Annotated in this window: 14 protein-coding genes and 1 pseudogene; 13 read left to right on the forward strand and 2 right to left on the reverse strand. The window is 68.2% G+C overall.

All coding sequences use genetic code 11. The features are described from left to right. Positions 1-20: 20 nt before the first annotated feature. From AC07AG_RS05405 to AC07AG_RS05415, 3 genes and pseudogenes are all read left to right on the forward strand, one after another. Positions 21-362 carry an ANTAR domain-containing protein gene (locus AC07AG_RS05405; protein WP_478752011.1) on the forward strand — a complete coding sequence of 114 codons (342 nt, stop codon included), beginning with the start codon at positions 21-23 and terminating at the stop codon, positions 360-362. A gap of 45 nt (positions 363-407) precedes the next feature. Then, positions 408-705: pseudogene (locus tag AC07AG_RS05410) on the forward strand (PRC-barrel domain containing protein). Between the two features lie 1,010 nt (positions 706-1,715). Continuing rightward, positions 1,716-2,651 carry an acetate/propionate family kinase gene (locus AC07AG_RS05415; RefSeq protein WP_403444557.1) on the forward strand — a complete coding sequence of 312 codons (936 nt, stop codon included), beginning with the start codon at positions 1,716-1,718 and terminating at the stop codon, positions 2,649-2,651. Between the two features lie 373 nt (positions 2,652-3,024). On the opposite strand, the gene AC07AG_RS05420 is transcribed toward AC07AG_RS05415, so the two are convergent. Further along, positions 3,025-4,800, reverse strand: coding sequence for a PucR family transcriptional regulator (locus AC07AG_RS05420; protein WP_478752013.1), 1,776 nt, complete (start codon positions 4,798-4,800; stop codon positions 3,025-3,027). 429 nt (positions 4,801-5,229) lie between these two features. Between AC07AG_RS05420 and dnaK the strand changes: the two genes are divergently transcribed. From dnaK to AC07AG_RS05465, 9 genes are all read left to right on the forward strand, one after another. After that, the gene (gene dnaK, locus AC07AG_RS05425) at positions 5,230-7,128 is read left to right on the forward strand and encodes a molecular chaperone DnaK (protein ID WP_478752015.1); all 1,899 of its coding nucleotides are present in this window, start codon (positions 5,230-5,232) and stop codon (positions 7,126-7,128) included. A 7-nt stretch (positions 7,129-7,135) separates the two neighbouring features. Then, positions 7,136-7,741: a nucleotide exchange factor GrpE gene (locus AC07AG_RS05430; protein WP_478752017.1), complete on the forward strand. Its 606-nt coding sequence runs from the start codon at positions 7,136-7,138 to the stop codon at positions 7,739-7,741. A gap of 6 nt (positions 7,742-7,747) precedes the next feature. Beyond that, entirely contained in the window at positions 7,748-8,707 is a 960-nt protein-coding gene (locus AC07AG_RS05435; protein WP_478752019.1) for a DnaJ C-terminal domain-containing protein, read from the forward strand. Beyond that, positions 8,704-9,114 carry a chaperone modulator CbpM gene (locus AC07AG_RS05440; RefSeq protein ID WP_478752021.1) on the forward strand — a complete coding sequence of 137 codons (411 nt, stop codon included), beginning with the start codon at positions 8,704-8,706 and terminating at the stop codon, positions 9,112-9,114. Before AC07AG_RS05435 ends, AC07AG_RS05440 begins: the two co-directional genes overlap by 4 nt. Continuing rightward, complete coding sequence (clpB, locus tag AC07AG_RS05445; protein WP_478752023.1) at positions 9,105-11,744, forward strand: ATP-dependent chaperone ClpB; 2,640 nt, start codon at positions 9,105-9,107, stop codon at positions 11,742-11,744. Before AC07AG_RS05440 ends, clpB begins: the two co-directional genes overlap by 10 nt. Further along, on the forward strand, positions 11,741-12,199 hold the full coding sequence (trxA, locus tag AC07AG_RS05450) for a thioredoxin (protein ID WP_478752025.1): 459 nt from the start codon (positions 11,741-11,743) through the stop codon (positions 12,197-12,199). Before clpB ends, trxA begins: the two co-directional genes overlap by 4 nt. Positions 12,200-12,292: 93 nt before the next feature. Next, positions 12,293-12,556 carry a UBP-type zinc finger domain-containing protein gene (locus AC07AG_RS05455; protein ID WP_383278451.1) on the forward strand — a complete coding sequence of 88 codons (264 nt, stop codon included), beginning with the start codon at positions 12,293-12,295 and terminating at the stop codon, positions 12,554-12,556. After that, positions 12,556-14,310, forward strand: coding sequence for an FAD-dependent oxidoreductase (locus AC07AG_RS05460; RefSeq protein WP_478752027.1), 1,755 nt, complete (start codon positions 12,556-12,558; stop codon positions 14,308-14,310). Before AC07AG_RS05455 ends, AC07AG_RS05460 begins: the two co-directional genes overlap by 1 nt. A gap of 280 nt (positions 14,311-14,590) precedes the next feature. Then, positions 14,591-15,667 (forward strand): hypothetical protein, encoded by a 1,077-nt coding sequence (locus AC07AG_RS05465; RefSeq protein WP_478752028.1) that lies wholly within the window; start codon positions 14,591-14,593, stop codon positions 15,665-15,667. 127 nt (positions 15,668-15,794) lie between these two features. Here AC07AG_RS05465 and AC07AG_RS05470 read toward each other — a convergent pair whose 3' ends face one another. Continuing rightward, positions 15,795-16,847, reverse strand: coding sequence for a site-specific integrase (locus tag AC07AG_RS05470; protein WP_478752029.1), 1,053 nt, complete (start codon positions 16,845-16,847; stop codon positions 15,795-15,797). A 255-nt stretch (positions 16,848-17,102) separates the two neighbouring features. Here AC07AG_RS05470 and AC07AG_RS05475 point away from each other — a divergent pair, with 255 nt between their 5' ends. Continuing rightward, on the forward strand, positions 17,103-17,891 hold the full coding sequence (locus AC07AG_RS05475; RefSeq protein ID WP_478752031.1) for a DUF1206 domain-containing protein: 789 nt from the start codon (positions 17,103-17,105) through the stop codon (positions 17,889-17,891). The last annotated feature ends 443 nt before the right edge of the window (positions 17,892-18,334 follow it).

Here is an 18,334-nt window from a genome sequence, read left to right on the forward strand (position 1 = left end):
GTTGGGGTGAGGCGGGCTTCATGGGCCAGGCAGTCAGAGGCCGGGCAGAAGAGGTGGCCTGGGGTGACGCGGCCCTGGAGCCGGTCGTCGTGGAACTGCGCGCAGCCAACGATCAGTTACAGCGGGCGCTGGCCGGCCGGGTGGTGACCGATCAGGCGATCGGCATGGTGATGGTCCCGGCTCCGTGTCCGAACGGGACGACCAGAAGTCTGCTGGCGGACGTATCGCAGCGCAGCAACGTGAATCTCCGCGAGGTGGCCGCCGCCCTGGTCGCCACCGCCGACGGCGCAGCGTTCCCCGCACCACTGCACAAGGAGCTGCACCGTGCACTGCGACGACTTCACGGGGAGGACCGGCGGTGACATCCCGCGCCAGCCACCAATCAACCGCCCAGAGCAGGCAAGCCCATGATCCAGTCAGCCGATGTCCGCGAGAGGCGCGACCGGGACGTCCTGGACGTCGAAGGCCACAAGATCGGCTTACTCGAAGCGGTATACGTCGACACCACCACCGACGAGCCGGCCATGGCCACCGTGCGCACCGGGCTATCTCAAAATCCGCTACGCCAAGTCACTGGTGCGCAAGGCCCCTTCGATCGGCACGGACGACGTCCTGCCGGCCGAGCAGGAGGCGGCGGTCTTCCAGCACTACGGCCTGACCTATGAGCCGGGTACCCGCGGGGAGCGACAACTCGCACGCCGTTGATCACACACCAAGCGGCCACTCGGCGGGCCGAGACGCTCACCGCCGGCCACGCTGCAAGGAGAGACATCGTGACGTCATCCCAAGTATCTGGTCAGAAGCGGACCGGCGGTGCCGCGACCCGGCGCTCGACGGCGTTATGTGACCTGCGCGTATGTCTCAGCGAGTTGGTGTCTCACCTTCCGGGGCCCCGGGATGACGCGGATGTAGGCCCAGTTCTCGTACAGCTGCATCCAAGTGGCGAGTAACGCTGAGTAACTACACGGGTTGCGGTCGCGCTACTGAAGGCGGGCGTAGGGCGCGGGCAGGTCACTCTCCGAGGGCGCTGACGCGGTTTTCGTACTCGCGGCGGACCCTGCCAACCCAGCTACAACCGCCCGTCGATCCAGCCACTCACCGGTGACGCCCTGCCCGTCTGGTCCGGTGAGAAACCGGCGGCGTCAGCGACGCCAGCAGTTCCGCCGCCCGGTCTCCGGCCGGGCGATCTAAAGGATCATGCAGGTGGTGGCCTGGGCGATCAGTTGGGTCCTTCGGCTACATGGATCAGTGGCCGTGCACACCGCGGCGTGGGCCTTCATGGACGAAGGTGTGGCCAGGGGGGCTGCCCTCCTGTTCCGTTGCCCTACGTCGGCCGTAGCGGCGATTGGAAGTCGCCAGTGGGTCCGAGCGCCCTGTTGATCGGTACGCCGATTGCTGGTCTGCCGGGCTCGCTTGGCGCACCGTCCTGTTTCCAGTGCGATCGGATCGGGTACTCAGTGCCGGGTCGTGGAAGCCCGCTACGAAAGTCATGAAACTCTTTCGAGGGATGTTTGCGGAACGAGGGAGAGGATCGGTGTGTGCGCACACGAACCAGCCCGATACTGGTGACTGACGCGGGGTCATCGAGCCTGCGTCTGACGGTCTTCGGGGACGGTGGTCAAGTCCTTAACGAACACCACAGTGACTCTCCGCCTGACGAGGGGGCAACCGGATCGCTGCGGCAGTTACTGAAGGAAGGGCCGGCTCCTGCAGCTGTGGGTCACCGCATCGTCCACGGCGGATCGGAGCTGCGCAGCCACACACTGCTTGACGACGATGTGCGTGCCCGCCTGGACCGGGTGGCAGACCTCGCGCCGTTGCACGTCCCGCAAGCATTGACCGTTCTGGATGCGGCTCGGGACCTACTGCCGGGAGTTCCCCACGTCGCCTGCTTCGATACCGTCTTCCACGCCGGCTTGCCAGTTGCGGCAAGGGAGTACGCGGTACCTTCCAGTTGGCGCGATGAGTACGGTCTGCGCCGCTACGGCTTTCACGGTCTGTCCTACGCCTGGGCGCTGGCCCGCACCGCTGAACTCCTCGGCCGCCGTCCCGAGCAGCTGCACCTGGTGATCGTGCACCTTGGCGGTGGCTGCTCCGCCTGCGCGGTGCGTGATGGGCGCAGCGTCGACACGACTATGGGCTTTACGCCCTTGGAGGGTCTGGTGATGAGTCGCCGCAGCGGCAGCGTCGACCCTGGCGCCTTGACCTGGCTGATCACACGGAAGAATGTGTCTGCGAACGAGATCGAGGACGCTCTGAACCACAGGTCCGGTCTCCTCGCCCTCTCCGGCACTTCGGACGATACGCGCGACCTGGTCCGCAGCCGGGCGGCCGGCGACGAGCGCGCCGCACTCGCCCTTGACGTCTTCACCCACCAGTGCCGCCGCGGCATCGCCGGCATGGCCGCATCCTTGAGCCGCCTGGACGCTCTCGTTTTCACCGGCGAGATCGGCGAGGACCAGCCTGAGGTGCGTGAAGAGGTGTGCGCCGGACTGTCTGTGTTCGGCCTCACGGGCGGCCTGCGACCACTCGTCGCCGAACGTCCCGAAATCATCAGCGAGCCCGGCGCGCGAGTTCCCGTCGTGGTCGTCCCCACCGGAGAGGCTCAGCAGATCAACATTGAGACCCGGGCTCTCTTGGCTCACCGCTGAGGCGGGCCGACGCCACCGCCACGTCGGCGTCCGGAGTTCACACAGGGCCGGACGCTTGCGGGGATATCCGATGCTTCGAAGAAGCCGAGGGATCCCGGTCAAACGGCGGCCACGATGTGCCAGCTCTTTTGGACGTGTTCTATGAACATTGCTCAGCCTGGGGTCGTGCGCTGCTGCCGCTCTCGCAACCAGCAGACAGCGCAGGCGTCGTGGGCAGCGGGCGAACACGCTGCTGCGCAGTCACGAGACCGGCGGGGGCGGAAGCGCGCGGCCCGCCTGCATCCGACGCCCGGTCGCACGCATCGCGGTCGAGGGAGCTGGGCCTTCGTTCTCCAGGGCGGGTGCTGCGCTTGCCCAGCTCTTACACAAGCCCTCAGCCGGATCCGCCCAGCACGATCTTCCACACTCGGGTCGCCACCTGGAGGTTGAGCCGGTCCTCGACGTTCGCGAGGTCGTTGCCGCTGATGTCGCGGATGCGCTGAAGTCTGTAGCGCAGCGTGCTGCGGTGGATGGCGAGGGATGTGGCGGTCTCGTCGTAGTTGCCGCCGCAGTCGAAGTACCGGGCCAGGGTCTCCGTCATGGCGGAGTTGTGTCGGGCGTCGTAGTCGATGAGTCGCCCGAGCCACTCGCGGACGAACGCCTCCAGTTCCCGGTAATCGTTGCCAGGCCCCAGGATGCGGTAGAGGCCGAGTTCGTCGAAGAACGTCGTGCCGTATCGCTTGCGGGAGTGGCGGCGCACTTCCAGGGCGCGCTGCGCCTCCTGATAGCGCTGGGGGATGTCATCGGGGGAATCGCACCGGGCGCTCACGCCGATGGTTCCGGACGGTGTTCCCGTCTCCAGGGTGAGCGCGTCGTACAGCGCTCGGGCGTGCGGCCTCTCATCAGCGAGCAGGACCACGTTCTCGCCACGTCGGGTCAGCAGTGAGCGCATGCCCACGGCAGAGGCCGCTCGGCCCACGGTCTGCGCGAAGGAATCGTCCGTCCGGTCCGACCACTGCACCACGACGATGTAGTGGTTGCGGTGCAGGTCGTGTCCGACGGCCTCAGACCGGGCGTAGGCGCTGGTCTCGTCCGTTCCTGCCAGGAGGTCGTCGGCCAGTTCGCGGTGCAGCCTCAGTTCCACTTCGGCCAGGCTGCGCAAGTGTGCCAGCTCCGGGGCGAGCGACGTGGCGGCCTGTTCCAGCGCGAGTACGGTGTGCTCGTCTGCCTCGCCGTGGGGGTCGACCAGAGCCAGCGTGCCCAGGATCTCGCCGTGCGGGCGGACCAGAGTGACGAGTCGGTCCTTGATCCGCGCCGGCCCGGCCTTCCGGCCAACGGCGTTCAGCAGTTCGTCCTGGCGCACGGGGTCCGGTTCCGGATAGGGGTCGGGTCGGCTGGGGCCGGCCCAGGATCTCAGCCGGCCGAAGCGGTCCTCGACCAGAGCGGGGAGTCCAGTCAGCCCGTGCAGGGCGTGGGTGACGGCCTCCTCGGCATCGCCCGAGGCGGTGACGTCGGCCATGCGGGCGTGAACGGTCCGCACGTACGCCAGCTCAGCCACGACGGTGATCAACTGCCGCTGGAGGGCCGCGCCTTTCTCCCTCAGCCGGTCCAGCTCCAGGGCCTCCTCACGGCGGCGGCGGTGTGCGACCGCGACTGACAGGGCAGCAGCGGTGTGCCGGACGAGTGTGGCGAGCAGGGACCGCTGGGCTTCGGTGGGCCGGGAGCGGGACGTCACTACGAGGTAGCCGTGGAGTCCCTCAAGTCCGCGCAGTCCCAGGGCCTGGCCCCCGGTCCTGCCGGGCACGGTCACAGACCCGTCTCGCCCAGCCAGCTCCCGCAGCCTCCGGCCCACGGCCAAGGCGTGCATCTTCCGGTTCCTCGGGCTGGGGACGAGCTCACCGTCCGCTTCGAGGTAGCCGGCCTCGGCGCTGTACGTCCCGATGGCGGCTATGTGGTCCATGGACAGGCGCAGAATCTCGTGCTCGTCCGGGGTGTCGAACAGGGTGCAGGACAGCAGCGTGAGTTCGTGGAGGGCATGGTCGGCGGGGGGCTGAGCCGGGAGGTGGGGCTCTCCGCGCGCGGCTGCGGGGGCCGGCCGGGGGCTGTCCTGGGACATGCTGCCCGCTGGGTCGGAACGGCGGTGCAGGTTGTGCGGCCGGCTCCTGGCCATGGGATCACTCCCGAGCCTTCAAAGGGCGCGACGAGCGGTGTCGGCCACCCGATTATGAACCACCCTGTATGAAATATCCGTATTTCCACTCTAGTACTCGCAGGGTGACCGGGCTCGTGCATTTCTGGCAGGCCAGGCGGAGGCGTGGAACCACGCGCTTCGCCATGCTGGGAAGCGTTCGAAGTCCTCCGCGCGTAACCGGCACGAGAGGCAGGGCGACGCCGCTGCCGTGCTGGTGCGGTTGCCGGGGTTGTGCCTCGCTTCGCTCGACGAAGCCAGGCCGGTACCTCGACGAAGTCGGGCCGGTACGAGGTGGCGGCGACGACGCAGTACCTGGCGCGCCGAGGGCGACTCGCGGAGGTCCTATCCGCACCTGAACGAAAGCGAACCGGGAATCGGCGCAGGCCGCACCACCGGGAGGAGTTCCTCATGGCCAGGGCAGTGGGTATCGATCTGGGTACCACCAACTCGGTGATCGCCGTGTGGGAGGGCGGCGAGCCGTCCGTCGTGCCCAACACCGAGGGCAACCGGACGACACCGTCCGTGGTTGCCTTCACCGACACCGGGGAGCGCCTGGTGGGCCAGATGGCCCGGCGCCAGGCGATCCTCAACCCCAAGGGCACCATCTACTCGGCCAAGCGATTCATAGGCCGGCACTTCGACGAGATCTCCGACGAGGCGAAAGCGGTGGCGTACGACGTCGTCGAGGGCGACGGCGGTGCGGCCCGCTTCAAAGTGCGTGACAAGCTGTACGCGCCTGAGGAGATCAGCGCACAAGTGCTGCGCAAACTCGCCGACGACGCCTCCAAGCAGATGGGGGAGCGCGTCACGGAGGCGGTCATCACGGTGCCCGCCTACTTCAACGACGCGCAGCGCACAGCCACCAAGGATGCCGGTCGGATCGCGGGCCTGGAGGTGCTGCGGATCATCAACGAGCCGACGGCGGCCGCCCTCGCGTACGGCATGGACAAGAAGCAGCACGAGACTGTCCTCGTCTTCGACCTGGGCGGCGGCACCTTCGACGTGAGCATCCTCGATGTCGGCGACGGCGTGGTGGAGGTTCGCTCCACCGCCGGGGACAGCCACCTGGGCGGCGACGACTTCGACCGACGTCTGGTGGACCATCTCGCGGACGGCTTCCAGAAGGAGAACGGCATCGACCTGCGGAATGACCCGCAGGCGCTGCAACGACTGTTCGAGGCGGCGGAGAAGGCCAAGACCGAGCTCAGTTCGGTGACGCAGACGCAGGTCAGCCTGCCGTTCATCACCGCCGACGCCGCGGGCCCCAAACACCTCACCGACTCCGTCATGCGGTCCACGTTCGAGCAGATCACCGGCGACCTCGTGGAGCGGTGCCTGGAGCCGGTCCAGCAGGCAATGGCCGACGCCAAGGTAGGTGAGAGCGACATCGACGAGGTCATCCTCGTAGGCGGCTCCACACGCATACCGGCGGTCCAGGCCCTGGTCCGCCGGCTGACCGGCGGCAAGGACCCCAACATGAGCGTCAATCCCGACGAGGTCGTGGCCCTGGGCGCCGCGATCCAGGCCGGGGTGCTCAAGGGTGAGGTCAAGGACGTCCTGCTGCTCGATGTCACGCCCCTGTCGCTGGGCGTCGAGACGCGCGGCGGAGTCATGACGAAGATCATCGAGCGGAACACCACCATCCCGGTGCGGCGTACCGAGACGTTCTCCACCGCCGAAGACAGCCAGCCGGCCGTCGATGTGGTGGTCCTCCAGGGTGAGCGCGAGCGGGCTGCCGACAACCGGGTGCTCGGCCGGTTCCAGCTCACCGACATCCGGCCGGCACCGCGAGGCGAACCTCAGATCGAGGTCACCTTCGACATCGACGCCAACGGCATCCTCAATGTCAAGGCGCGTGATGGGGACACCGGCAAGGAACAGGGCATCACCATCAGCGAAAGCTCCAATCTGGACCGCAGCGAGGTCGAGCGCATGGTCCAGGAGGCCGAGCGTAACCAGGGCCAGGACCGAGAGCTCCGCGAGGCCGTCGACGCCCGCAACGAGCTCGACGCCATCGCGTACCAGGTCGAGAAGCGCCTCGCCGAACTGGGCGACGCAGCTCCCGCGCACGAGAAGGCGCGCGCCGAGATGCTCGTCTCCGATGCCCGTGCGGCGGTCAAGGAGGAGGCGGGCGTGGAGCGCGTGCGGCCACTGGCCTCCGAACTCCAGCAGGTCCTCGCCGGACTGACTGCCCAGCAGGGTGCCACCGCCACGGGAGGCCCGGGCCAGGACGCCGCCACCGGCGCTTCCCCGAGTGGTGGCAGCGGTGACGACGATGTCATCGACGCCGAGTTCGACAAGGGTTGAGGCCGTCATGCCCCGCCACCCCCAAGAACCCGACCGGGCCACACCGACCGAACCTGCCCCGGAAGGCGCCGCACGCCTTCCGGGCGAGGAGTCGCGTCAACCCGGCCCGCCTCCCTGGACACCCGCGGCGAACGACGAAACGGGACCCGATGCCGTCCGCCCCGCACCCGCGGAGGACGAGTACACAGCCGCGATGCAGGAACTGGAGGACCGCTGGCGGCGCGCGCTCGCCGACCTCGACAACCTGCGCAAGCGTCACGCCAGGGAACTGGAGCGGGAGCGGACGGTCGAGCGTTCCCGTACCGCGGCGGCCTTCCTGCCCGTCCTGGACAACCTCGAACTCGCCCTGTCCCACGCCGACGCCGGTTCGGATGCGATCGTGGAAGGCATCCGGGCAGTCCGCGACCAAGCGGTGAACGTCCTCGAACTGCTCGGCTACCCGCGGCACGCGGAAACCGGCGTCGCCTTCGACCCGGCCCGGCATGAGGTGGTCAGCGTGGTCGACGACCCCGACGTCGAGCCGGGCACCGTCGTCCAGGTGCTGCGTCCGGGGTACGGCGACGGCGATCGGCAGCTCAGGCCCGCCACCGTGACTGTCGCGAAGCGGGAGTGATCTGTCATGGCACGGGACTTCTACGAAGTGCTGGGGGTGTCGCCGACCGCGAGCCAGGACGAGATTCAGCAGGCATATCGCAAGCTCGCTCGTAGCCACCATCCCGACGTCAACAAGGACCCGGGGGCGGAGGAACGCTTCAAGGACCTCAACGAGGCATACAGCGCCCTGTCCGACCCGAAGACCCGGGCACGCTACGACCGGTTCGGCGAAGACTTCCGCAAGATCCCCGAAGACTTCGACGACCGGGTCGGGGCCGGAGCGGGTGGCGGATTCCGCACCCGGCGGAACGCAGGCGCAGGCGGCCCCGGAGTCCGGTACACCACAGGCTTCGGCGACGGCTTCTCAGCCGAGGACGTCGACATCGAGGATCTGCTCGGCTCGCTCTTCGGCGCAGGAGCCGGCGCCGGCTCCGCAGGCGTACCGGGAGCCGACCAGGAGGCCGAACTGCCGCTCACCGTAGAGGAGGCGTACAAGGGCGGACGCCGTACCGTCACACTCGCCGGACCCACCGGGCAGCCGCGGCGCTACGAGGTCGACGTCCCGCCGGGCGTCACCGACGGGCAGCGCATCCGGCTGGCTGGCGAGGGAGGGCGTGGCAGTGGTGCCGCACCCGCGGGCGACCTGCACCTGCGGGTGAGGATTCGCCCCCACCCCCGATTCCGGCTGGACGGCCGCGATGTCCACGTGCAGGTTCCGGTCACCCCCTGGGAGGCCGCCCTGGGTGCGACCGTGCCGGTGCCCACCCCCGGCGGTGGCACAGCCAAGGTGACAGTGCCTGCCGGCTCGTCCAGCGGCCGTCGGCTGCGGCTGCGCGGCGAAGGCATGCCCAACCCGCGCGGTGCGAACGGCGACTTGTACGCCGAACTGCGCGTCATGGTGCCGCCCACGCTTGACGACCGGGAGCGTGAACTGTTCGAGGAGCTCGCCGCGGCCTCCTCATTCGACCCCAGGAGGACGCGATGAACGACCGACCCACGAGAGAGGCAGGCATCAGCCGGTCCGGTGCAGGCGACCGTCCGGTACAGCCGGTCACCTATGTCGCCACCGCTTCGACGGCCGCTCGCTATGCGCTTGTTCCCGCCCCGAGGCTTTCCCTGGAGGCCGTGGCCCGTCGATCGGGTCTCCATCCTGATCTGGTCCGCCGGTTCGTCGCCCTCGGGCTGGTCGACGCCGAACCCGACGCCGCCGGCCACCTGGTTTTCGACCCCGGTGCCCCAGCGGTACTTGCCCGCATCCAGCGGCTGCGCTCCGGACTCTGCCTCAATTACGCATCCATCGGCCTGGTGCTCGACCTGCTCGACCGCATCAGCCTGCTCGAAACCGCCCTGCGTGGCCGCGGCACGAGGAGTGACACACCCCCATGGACATGAACCGTCTCACACAGAAATCCCAAGAAGCCCTCCAGGAGGCCCAGTCCGCGGCCGGCCGCATGGGCCAGACCGAAGTGGACGGAGAACACCTGCTGCTCGCACTCCTCGATCAGGAGGACGGTCTGATCCCACGGCTGCTGCAACAGGCCGGAACCGAGCCGAAGGAACTGCGCGCGGCCGTGCGCGAGGAACTCTCCCGCCGCCCGAAGGCCACCGGCCCCGGTGCGGCACCCGGCCAGGTCTTCGTCACTCAGCGCCTCGCCGGCCTGCTCGACGCCGCTGAACGGGAGGCCAAACGCCTCAAGGACGAGTACGTGTCCGTGGAGCACCTCCTGCTCGCCCTGGCTGAAGAGGGGGCATCAACAGCCGCCGGGCGTCTGCTCAACCAGGCAGGGATCACGAGGGACTCGTTCCTCGGCGCGCTCACCCAGGTCCGCGGTAACCAGCGTGTCACCTCCGCCAACCCTGAAGTGGCCTACGAGGCGCTGGAGAAGTACGGCCGCGATCTCGTCGCCGAGGCCAAGGAAGGCAGGATGGACCCGGTCATCGGCCGGGACGCCGAGATCCGCCGCGTCACCCAGATCTTGAGCCGCAAGTCCAAGAACAACCCCGTCCTCATCGGAGACCCCGGCGTCGGCAAGACCGCCATCATCGAGGGCCTCGCCCAGCGCATCGTGCGCGGCGACGTCCCCGAGGGGCTCCGCGACAAGATCGTGTTCGCCCTCGACATGGGCTCCCTGGTCGCCGGCGCCAAATACCGAGGTGAGTTCGAGGAACGCCTCAAGGCCGTGCTCAGCGAGGTCAAGGCTGCACAAGGCGGCATCTTGCTCTTCGTCGACGAACTGCACACCGTCGTCGGTGCGGGCGCCGCCGAAGGGGCCATGGACGCGGGGAACATGCTCAAGCCGATGCTCGCCCGCGGCGAACTGCACATGATCGGCGCCACCACCCTCGACGAGTACCGCAAACACATCGAGAAGGACGCAGCCCTCGAACGACGGTTCCAGCAGGTCCTGGTCGATGAGCCCAGCCTCGAGGACACCATCTCCATCCTGCGCGGACTGCGTGAGCGCCTGGAGGTCTTCCACGGCGTCAAGATCCAAGACACCGCACTGGTCGCCGCCGCCACCCTCAGCCACCGCTACATCACCGATCGATTCCTGCCCGACAAGGCCATCGACCTCGTCGACGAGGCATGCGCCCGGCTGCGTACCGAGATCGACTCCATGCCTGCCGAACTCGACGAGGTCACCCGCCGCGTCACCCGCCTGGAGATCGAGGAAGCCGCCCTCTCCAAAGAGAGCGACCCCGCCAGCAAGGCCCGCCTGGAGGAGCTGCGCAAGGAACTGGCCGACCTGCGCGGTGAGGCCGACGCCAAACACGCTCAGTGGGAGGCCGAACGGCAGGCGATCCGGCGTGTGCAGGAGCTGCGCCAGGAACTGGAGCAGGTCCGCCACGATGCGGAGGAGGCCGAACGCGCCTACGACCTCAACCGTGCCGCCGAACTCCGATACGGCCGCCTCCAGGACCTGGAGCGCCGACTCGCAGCGGAGGAGGAGCAGCTGGCCACCAGGCAGGGACAGAACCGGTTGCTGCGCGAAGTGGTCACCGAAGAGGAGATCGCAGAGATCGTCGCCGCCTGGACCGGCATCCCGGTCGCTCGCCTGCAGGAGGGGGAACGCGACAAGCTGCTGCGCCTCGACGAGATCCTTCGCGAGCGCGTCGTCGGCCAGGACGAGGCCATCCAGCTCGTCGCCGACGCGATCATCCGCGCCCGCTCCGGCATCCGCGACCCTCGCCGCCCCATCGGTTCCTTCATCTTCCTCGGCCCCACCGGCGTCGGTAAGACCGAGCTGACCAAGACTCTCGCCCGGGCGCTGTTCGACTCCGAGGAGAACATGGTCCGCCTCGACATGAGTGAGTACCAGGAGCGGCACACCGTCAGCAGGCTCATGGGCGCACCACCCGGATACGTCGGCTACGAGGAAGGCGGCCAGCTCACCGAGGCCGTACGCCGCAAGCCGTACTCGGTTGTGCTGTTCGACGAGATCGAGAAGGCACACGGCGACGTCTTCAACACCCTGCTGCAAATCCTCGATGACGGCCGCATCACCGATGCTCAGGGCCGCACCGTCGATTTCCGCAACACCGTGATCATCATGACGTCCAACATCGGCTCCGAGCACCTCCTCGATGGCGCCACCGCCGAGGGTGAGATCAAGCCTGACGCCCGCGCCCTGGTGATGGGCGAGCTTCGCGGGCACTTCCGTCCGGAGTTCCTCAACCGCGTCGATGACATCGTGCTGTTCAAGCCGCTGGGCGAGCGGCAGATCGAACGAATCGTGGAGCTGCAGTTCGACGAACTGCGCCGGCGTCTTGCGGAACGCCGCATCGCCGTAGAACTCACCGATGCGGCCCGAGAGCTGATTTCCCACCAGGGCTACGACTCGGTGTACGGGGCCCGGCCACTGCGGCGATACATCTCGCACGAGGTTGAGACGCTGGTCGGGCGTGCCCTTTTGCGCGGCGACGTCCAGGACGGCGCGACGGTCCGCGTCGATGCCGAACACGGCGAGCTGGTGGTCACCTACGACCAGTGGGAAGAGGCCCCGGAAGCGAGGGCAGCGTGAACACCACCCGTACAACGACGGTGACCTGCCCGCACTGTGGGCGCGCCAACCGGATTCCTGCCGCCGCCGAGGGGCGCCCCAAATGCGGCCACTGCAAGCAACCGCTGCCCTGGGTCGTCGATGCCAGTGACGATGACTTCACCGAAGTCGCCGACGACGCCGTTCAACCTGTCGTCGTCGACCTCTGGGCCACCTGGTGCGGCCCCTGCCGCATGGTCAGCCCCGCCCTCGAACAGGTCGCCCGCGACCTCGCCGGGCAGATCAAGCTCGTCAAGGTCGACATCGACAAGAACCCAGGAGTCAGCCGGCGGTTCGAGGTCCAAGCAGTGCCCACGCTGCTCGTTCAAGACCAGGGCGAGACGATCGCCCGACAGGCCGGTGCGGCACCTGCGCCTGTCTTGCGCGAGTGGGTCGAGCAGGCCCTGGAAGGGCGGCACATCACCGGTGGGCGGTGAAACACCATGGACGCCGAATCTGATCCGCGGCGTCTACTGCGACGCCATCGCGGGGGCCGGCGGACGAGCAACCATCCACGAGAGGAGAACGTCATGGCCACGATTCCGGATCCGCACCTGGCAATGGTGCGGCCCGTGACGCCGCGTACCCCGCAGGGCTGCGAGGAGTGCCTCAGGGAGCATTCCCCGTGGGTGCACCTGCGGCTCTGCCTCACCTGTGGGCACGTCGGCTGCTGCGACTCCTCACCCCTCAAACACGCCCGACGACACGCGGGCAGCGCCGAGCACCCTGTCGTGCAGTCCTTCCAACCGGGAGAGGACTGGCGCTGGTGCTACGTCCATGAGGCTTTGGTCTGATGAGTACTGCCCAGCACAAGAATGGTGCGGTGCGCGAGACGCCGGACCGGTACGGGGCGTTCCCGCGCCTGACACCGGAACAGCTTCAGGACCTGACCGCGCACGGTGAGCGCCGCAGGACCACGGAAGGTGAGGTGCTGTACCGGGAGGGCGAGCCCTTCCGGGAGTTCCTCGCCATCCTCAGCGGGACCGTCGAGATCCTCCAGGACCACGGCGGGCCGGAAGAGCGCACGGTGGCGGCACACGGACCCGGCAGGTTCTTGGGCGAACTGGGGATGCTGGAGGGGCAGGCGGCGTTCGACACCGCCGTGGTGCGTGAGGCAGGTGAGATCCTGGCAGTACCGGTGGAGCGCCAACGCACCTTGGTCGGCCGCGACCCCGTACTCGGCGACCTGATCCTCCGCGCGTATCTGGGCCGACGGCATCTTCTCATCGGCCTCGGCGCAGGCTTCCGCATCCTGGGATCGTGCTACTCGCGGGACACGCTGCGGCTACGTGAATTCGCTGCCCGCAACCGGCTGCCCCACCGCTGGCTGGATCTGGAGAGGGACAAGGAGGCTGAGGCGTTGCTGCGTCGGTTCTCCATCCGCCCCGAGGAAACTCCGGTGGTCCTCTGGAAGGGCGAGCAGGTGCTGCGCAATCCGAGCAACGCCGAACTCGCCAGGCTCATCGGGCTGCCCGCCCCCACGGCGGAGGCCGCCCAGTGCGACGTGATGGTCGTCGGCGCGGGCCCCGCAGGACTCGCCGCAGCCGTGTACGGCGCCTCCGACGGCCTCACCACGATTTCCGTCGACGCCGTGGCCACCGGAGGCCAGGCAGGCACCTCGTCCCGCATCGAGAACTACCTCGGCTTCCCGTCGGGCATCTCCGGAGGCGAGCTCATCGAACGCGCGGTGCTCCAGGCCCACAAGTTCGGTGCCCGCCTCATGGTCCCGGCCGAGGTCAACAGGCTCATCCCGCAGGACGACGAGTACGTAGTCACCTTCACAGACGGGTCCCAAGTCCGGGCGGACGCCGTGGTGCTCGCCTCAGGTGTCCGGTACCGCAGACTCGAGGTGCCCGGCATCGACCGCCTGGAGGGCATCAGCGTCTACTACGCGGCGACCGTGCACGAGGCCAGTCTCTGCGAGGCGGACCCGGTCGCCGTTGTCGGCGGAGGCAACTCCGCCGGACAGGCGGCGCTGTTCCTGGCCCACCACGCGTCCGGAGTCCACCTCCTCGTCCGGGGCAGCGACCTCAACGCGGACATGTCGCGTTACCTGGTGGACCAGGTGGAACGGCACCCGAAGATCGAGGTGCTGCTCCATACCGAAGTCCGGGGCGTCTCCGGGAAGGAGAAACTGGAGTCGCTGAGCGTTGAGGACAACGCAAATGGTGAGCGCGGCACGCTGCGGGCCGCCGCGCTGTTCGTGTTCATCGGGGCTCGCCCGCGCACGGAGTGGCTGAGGGGCGTGCTCGCGCTGGACGAGAAGGGCTTCGTCCTGACCGGGGCGGACGCCCAGGCTGCTGCCGACGCGACCCGGTGGGACTCGCTCGGCCGTGGTCCATTGCTGCTGGAGACCAGCCTTCCAGGGGTCTTCGCAGCCGGCGACGTCAGAAGCGGCTCGGTCAAACGAGTTGCCTCGGCCACCGGTGAAGGTGCCATGGCGATCCGCCTCGTGCACGAGCACCGGGAAAGTGTCGGCAATCTGGTCCGCACCGCAGGCCCCGACGGACCTCGGCCCGTGACGGGCCGGTTCGTGGCACGACGTTGACTTCTCCTCGACGGCCCCTCAGGCGGCCGGACACCAACCCGCAGAACAAGCAGGTGAATGAACTAGGTGGTCCCGGGCGAGGAGATCGATCGGACGGGTCTCACGCCAGTCGATCGCGTGCAGCAAACGGCGCCGTGGCGAACACGCCACCGGGTACGGGGGGACAGCGTGTCATCCCAGCGTCGACTTTGCCTGGGGGCATCCTGTGAGCACGTGCCATCGCGGGGACAGCCGACGAGAAGGGCCAGTGATGCAAGGGTCGTCCCAGAGCGTTACGGTCGTGGCCCTCCTGGCGGATCCGGACGCACCGACCGACATTGCAAAGCGTATGGCCCGGACGCTCCCTGCTCGGCTCGCCGACAAGTCCGGCCAGGGGCGGCGGTTCGAGATCGAAGTGATCAGTGAGCCCTTCACTTCAGGAACCGAGGACCCGCCCGCTTTGATGCGCCGGATCATAGACCGTGGCAGTGCGGAGAATTGGGACATCATCGTCGCCCTCACCGATCTCCCGCTGCACTCGCACGGCCGCAAGCTTGTCGCGAATGTGAGCCACGAACACGGCTTGGCCCTGCTGTCACTACCTTCGCTGGGGGGCTTCCGGCTGCAGAAGAGGGCTCGCCGGGCCGTGGAAGAAGCCGTGCTCGGCTTGGCGGGCCCGCCTGAGGGGCCTCCACGAAGCCAGCTTCTGGAATCCGTCGACGGCCGTCTCACACCCGTTCGTCCGAGCCCGGTCGGCGAGGAGGAGAGCGCTGATCTCCGGTACGTCATCAGCGGGCCGCGCGGTTATCTACGGGTTCTCGTCGGTATGGTCCGCGCCAACCGGCCGTGGCGGTTGGTGCCGGGTCTCTCGAAAGCCCTGGCGGCCGCACTCGCCACGGGAGCCGTTGCCACGGTGAACTCCACCGTCTGGATCCTGGCCGACTCTCTGAGCGCGCCACGCCTCGTGTTCGCCACGCTCGGGTCCGTGGCGCTCATGATCGGCTGGCTGATCGTTGACGCGCAGCTTTGGCACCGCTCAGCACAGGGCTCGCAGGAGGCGAGGCAGAGGGCGAGGCTCTACAACGTCTCGACGGTCCTGACCGTGGGTATCGGGGTGCTCGTCTGCTACGTGGGCCTGATGCTCATCAACTTTGTGTGGGCGCTGTTCATCCTCAATGACCAAGTGTTCGCCTCCATGACACGGGACCCGTTGAATGCAACGGACTACTGGACGTTGTCATGGTTCGTGGCTTCGACTGCCACAGTGGGCGGCGCGCTGGGATCAGGGTTGGAGAGCGACGAGGCGATCCGAGCAGCCGCCTACTCCAAGCGCGAACAGGAACGTCGTCACATGCTCCAGGACGAGCACGATGGCTAGCTGTACGAAGACGCACAGGAGCCGAGGGCGATGGCGGACGGTGTGTCACGCCCGTCTCCTTGGCGGCGGTGACGATGACGTGATGGTGCGGTCGGTGACCGCGCTGACGGAGCGCAGATCCGACTGTTCAGCAGCCCATCGGCTCCTCGGCACTTGCCGGACCTTCGGCCAGGGGCGTCCGCAGCGGCATCGCCCGCCGGAACGCCGCATGCCAGGCAGCGAACTGCAGCGGCCGACCGTCATCGGCAAGCCACAACCACAGCGGCTCTCCCGAGACCACGCCGCTGTCATCCCATGCCAGCCGGCGCCGCTCAGTCGGCGAGATCCTCGCATACGGCCAGCTCCGCTGAGCGCCCTGCGCCAGCAGCGTGTACCGGCCGGCCCGTGCCACCTGTCGGGCGTCCGACCAGCCCGGAAATCCGCCCGCGGCCGCGCACTGGACCACGATCGCGTCCCGCTCGACCGCCAGGAAGTGGTGGACCTGGCGCACCTTGCGCGGCGGCAGGTACACCCGCCGCCCCCTGCCCCGCTTCGCCACGGCGCCAGCCACACGGATCTCCCCAGGACCGCTCAACGGCGGCACCTCCGGCACCAACAGACTGGCCCCCTCACCCAGACGCATCCCGCTGTGTACGAGCACGTCGGCGAACAGCCCGTTGCGCTCCCCATGCCGGCCCCGCCACCGCGAGTCCGATCGCCCTTCCGGAAGTTCCCCTCGCAGCCCCACGTTCCGCCACAGCAGGTAGTCCTCGAATGCCACGGACCGCAACGGCTCGTCCTGGGGGTCCGACTCCATCTCCGCGTTCACATGCACCCGGCGCGGCCCCGCCGGAGTCATCACCGTCTTGTCGACGTACCGGAACGGAGCCCGCGGCAGCAGCCCGGCGTCAAGCGACCACGCAACCCACTTGTCCAGCGCGGCCACCGACCGGTTCCACGTTCCCACCGACACCGCCTGCGGCCCGTCCGTCCACAGCCGCACCCGCTTATATGCCCGCAGATCCTCGCCATCGCAGTCCCAGATCCGCTTGCCACGCCGAGACGTCTCCAGGAACCGGACGAACAGCGTCACATCACGGGCATACGCCATCACGCTGTTATCTGCTCGCACCCCCCAACTCGGCAGCTCACGCAGAAAGCGGTTCAGGTGCACGTCGTACGAACCGTTCGCGCCAAGCACAAATGGCTGCCCCTCGCGCACACCAGCCCTATCAAGTACTCCTCCAACGTCCGGGAGGGCTGGGCAGTGAGCCAGGCGCGCGTGGCGCGTGGAGTAGAGATCCGCAATCACGGAAGTGGTCACGCGTGCTCCTGCCCGTCCTCACCCGATGCGGCGTACTCACCTTGCCGCGGCAAATAGGAGCTCGCGGGCAGCTCCATCCAAACTCACCCGACCCGGTGATTCACGCTCGACGACCTGCTTCGTGAGACACCGATGGGAGTTCGCATAAGCGGAGAACCAGACGTTGTCCACCGCGGGGCGGGCTTTTCCGCGCGGGGAGTCGTGTACGTCCTCATCGGCGCCCTGGCTGTCCAGATGGCGCTTGGCAGCGGTGGCAAGTCGGCCGACCGACAGGGCGCGCTGGCGAAGATCGCGGAACAGCCCTTCGGGAAGATCATGCTGTGGGTCCTGGTCGCGGGCTTTGGCTGCATGGCCCTGTGGCGCGCGTCCCGAGCGGTGCTCACCTGCGGCCCCGACCGCAAGACTCCCTCGCGGCTTCTGGACGGCGGCCGGGCGCTGTTCTACGGCTTCATCTGCTGGGCCACCGCCACCTATGCCGCCGGTGGCGGCCAGGGATCCAGCGGTAATGCGCAGTCGAAGGACTGGACGGCATCCGTGCTGAAACTGCCCTACGGACAGATCCTCGTGGCCGCCGGAGGATGCCTGCTGATCGGGATCGGCGCGGTCCTCGCGGCACGGGCGGCCATGCGCAAGTTCCTGCGACAGCTGGACACCGCCGCCATGAGCCCCCGCACGAAACAGATCGTCACCGGCCTCGGCGTCAGTGGCGGCGTGGCACGCGGAATCGTGTTCGCCGCCGCCGGGATCTTCATCCTGATCGCGGCCATCCAATTCGACGCGGACGAGGCCAAAGGCGTGGACGGCACACTCCGCAGCTTCACCGACACCCCCATGGGGCCGTGGCTGCTGGTCGCTGTCGCCATCGGGCTGATCCTCTTCGGCGTCTTCTCCTTCGCCTCCGCGCGCTGGCGCCGACTGTGAACGATGGCTGGAACCCGCGACGATTGCGTTGTTGACCGTGGGCCCAAATAGGCGGGGGCTTAGCCTATGAAGGCTGCCGGCTGAGCCCTGAAGGGCTACCTCGGCGGTGACAAGCTCTCGGTACCGGATCGGCGTCCTGGTCCTGCGGTACCCGCATCGGGTCAGCCGTGCCGCGTGGTGCACGTCCAGGTCGGCCGAAGCGATCGACGCTCCGTCATCCGCAGGCGGGCAGGGTGACTCCACAGGGCCAGGATGCCGATCCCCGTGTTCAGCAGCAGGAGCCCGCTCGTGTTCAGCACGAGCCACTTCGCGCCATCGTCCAGGGGACAAGGCTCGGAGCATGCGCCCCGCCCTGAACTGAGGGTGTCCCGTCAGGCCGCGCGAGAGTCCGCCAGAGCATCAGCTGTCGGTGACCGTTGGCGTGCGCTCCGGGCTGCGGCCCA

The organism is Streptomyces sp. NPDC044044, from assembly GCF_056434405.1.

Excerpts from the sequence above, each read along its gene's own strand:
- AC07AG_RS05405 (WP_478752011.1), top strand. The coding sequence starts at position 21 with ATGGGCCAGGCAGTCAGAGGCCGGGCAGAAGAGGTGGCCTGGGGTGAC.
- AC07AG_RS05420 (WP_478752013.1), bottom strand. The coding sequence starts at position 4,800 with ATGGCCAGGAGCCGGCCGCACAACCTGCACCGCCGTTCCGACCCAGCG.
- dnaK (WP_478752015.1), top strand. The coding sequence starts at position 5,230 with ATGGCCAGGGCAGTGGGTATCGATCTGGGTACCACCAACTCGGTGATC.
- AC07AG_RS05430 (WP_478752017.1), top strand. The coding sequence starts at position 7,136 with ATGCCCCGCCACCCCCAAGAACCCGACCGGGCCACACCGACCGAACCT.
- AC07AG_RS05435 (WP_478752019.1), top strand. The coding sequence starts at position 7,748 with ATGGCACGGGACTTCTACGAAGTGCTGGGGGTGTCGCCGACCGCGAGC.
- AC07AG_RS05440 (WP_478752021.1), top strand. The coding sequence starts at position 8,704 with ATGAACGACCGACCCACGAGAGAGGCAGGCATCAGCCGGTCCGGTGCA.
- clpB (WP_478752023.1), top strand. The coding sequence starts at position 9,105 with ATGGACATGAACCGTCTCACACAGAAATCCCAAGAAGCCCTCCAGGAG.
- AC07AG_RS05455 (WP_383278451.1), top strand. The coding sequence starts at position 12,293 with ATGGCCACGATTCCGGATCCGCACCTGGCAATGGTGCGGCCCGTGACG.
- AC07AG_RS05460 (WP_478752027.1), top strand. The coding sequence starts at position 12,556 with ATGAGTACTGCCCAGCACAAGAATGGTGCGGTGCGCGAGACGCCGGAC.
- AC07AG_RS05475 (WP_478752031.1), top strand. The coding sequence starts at position 17,103 with ATGGGAGTTCGCATAAGCGGAGAACCAGACGTTGTCCACCGCGGGGCG.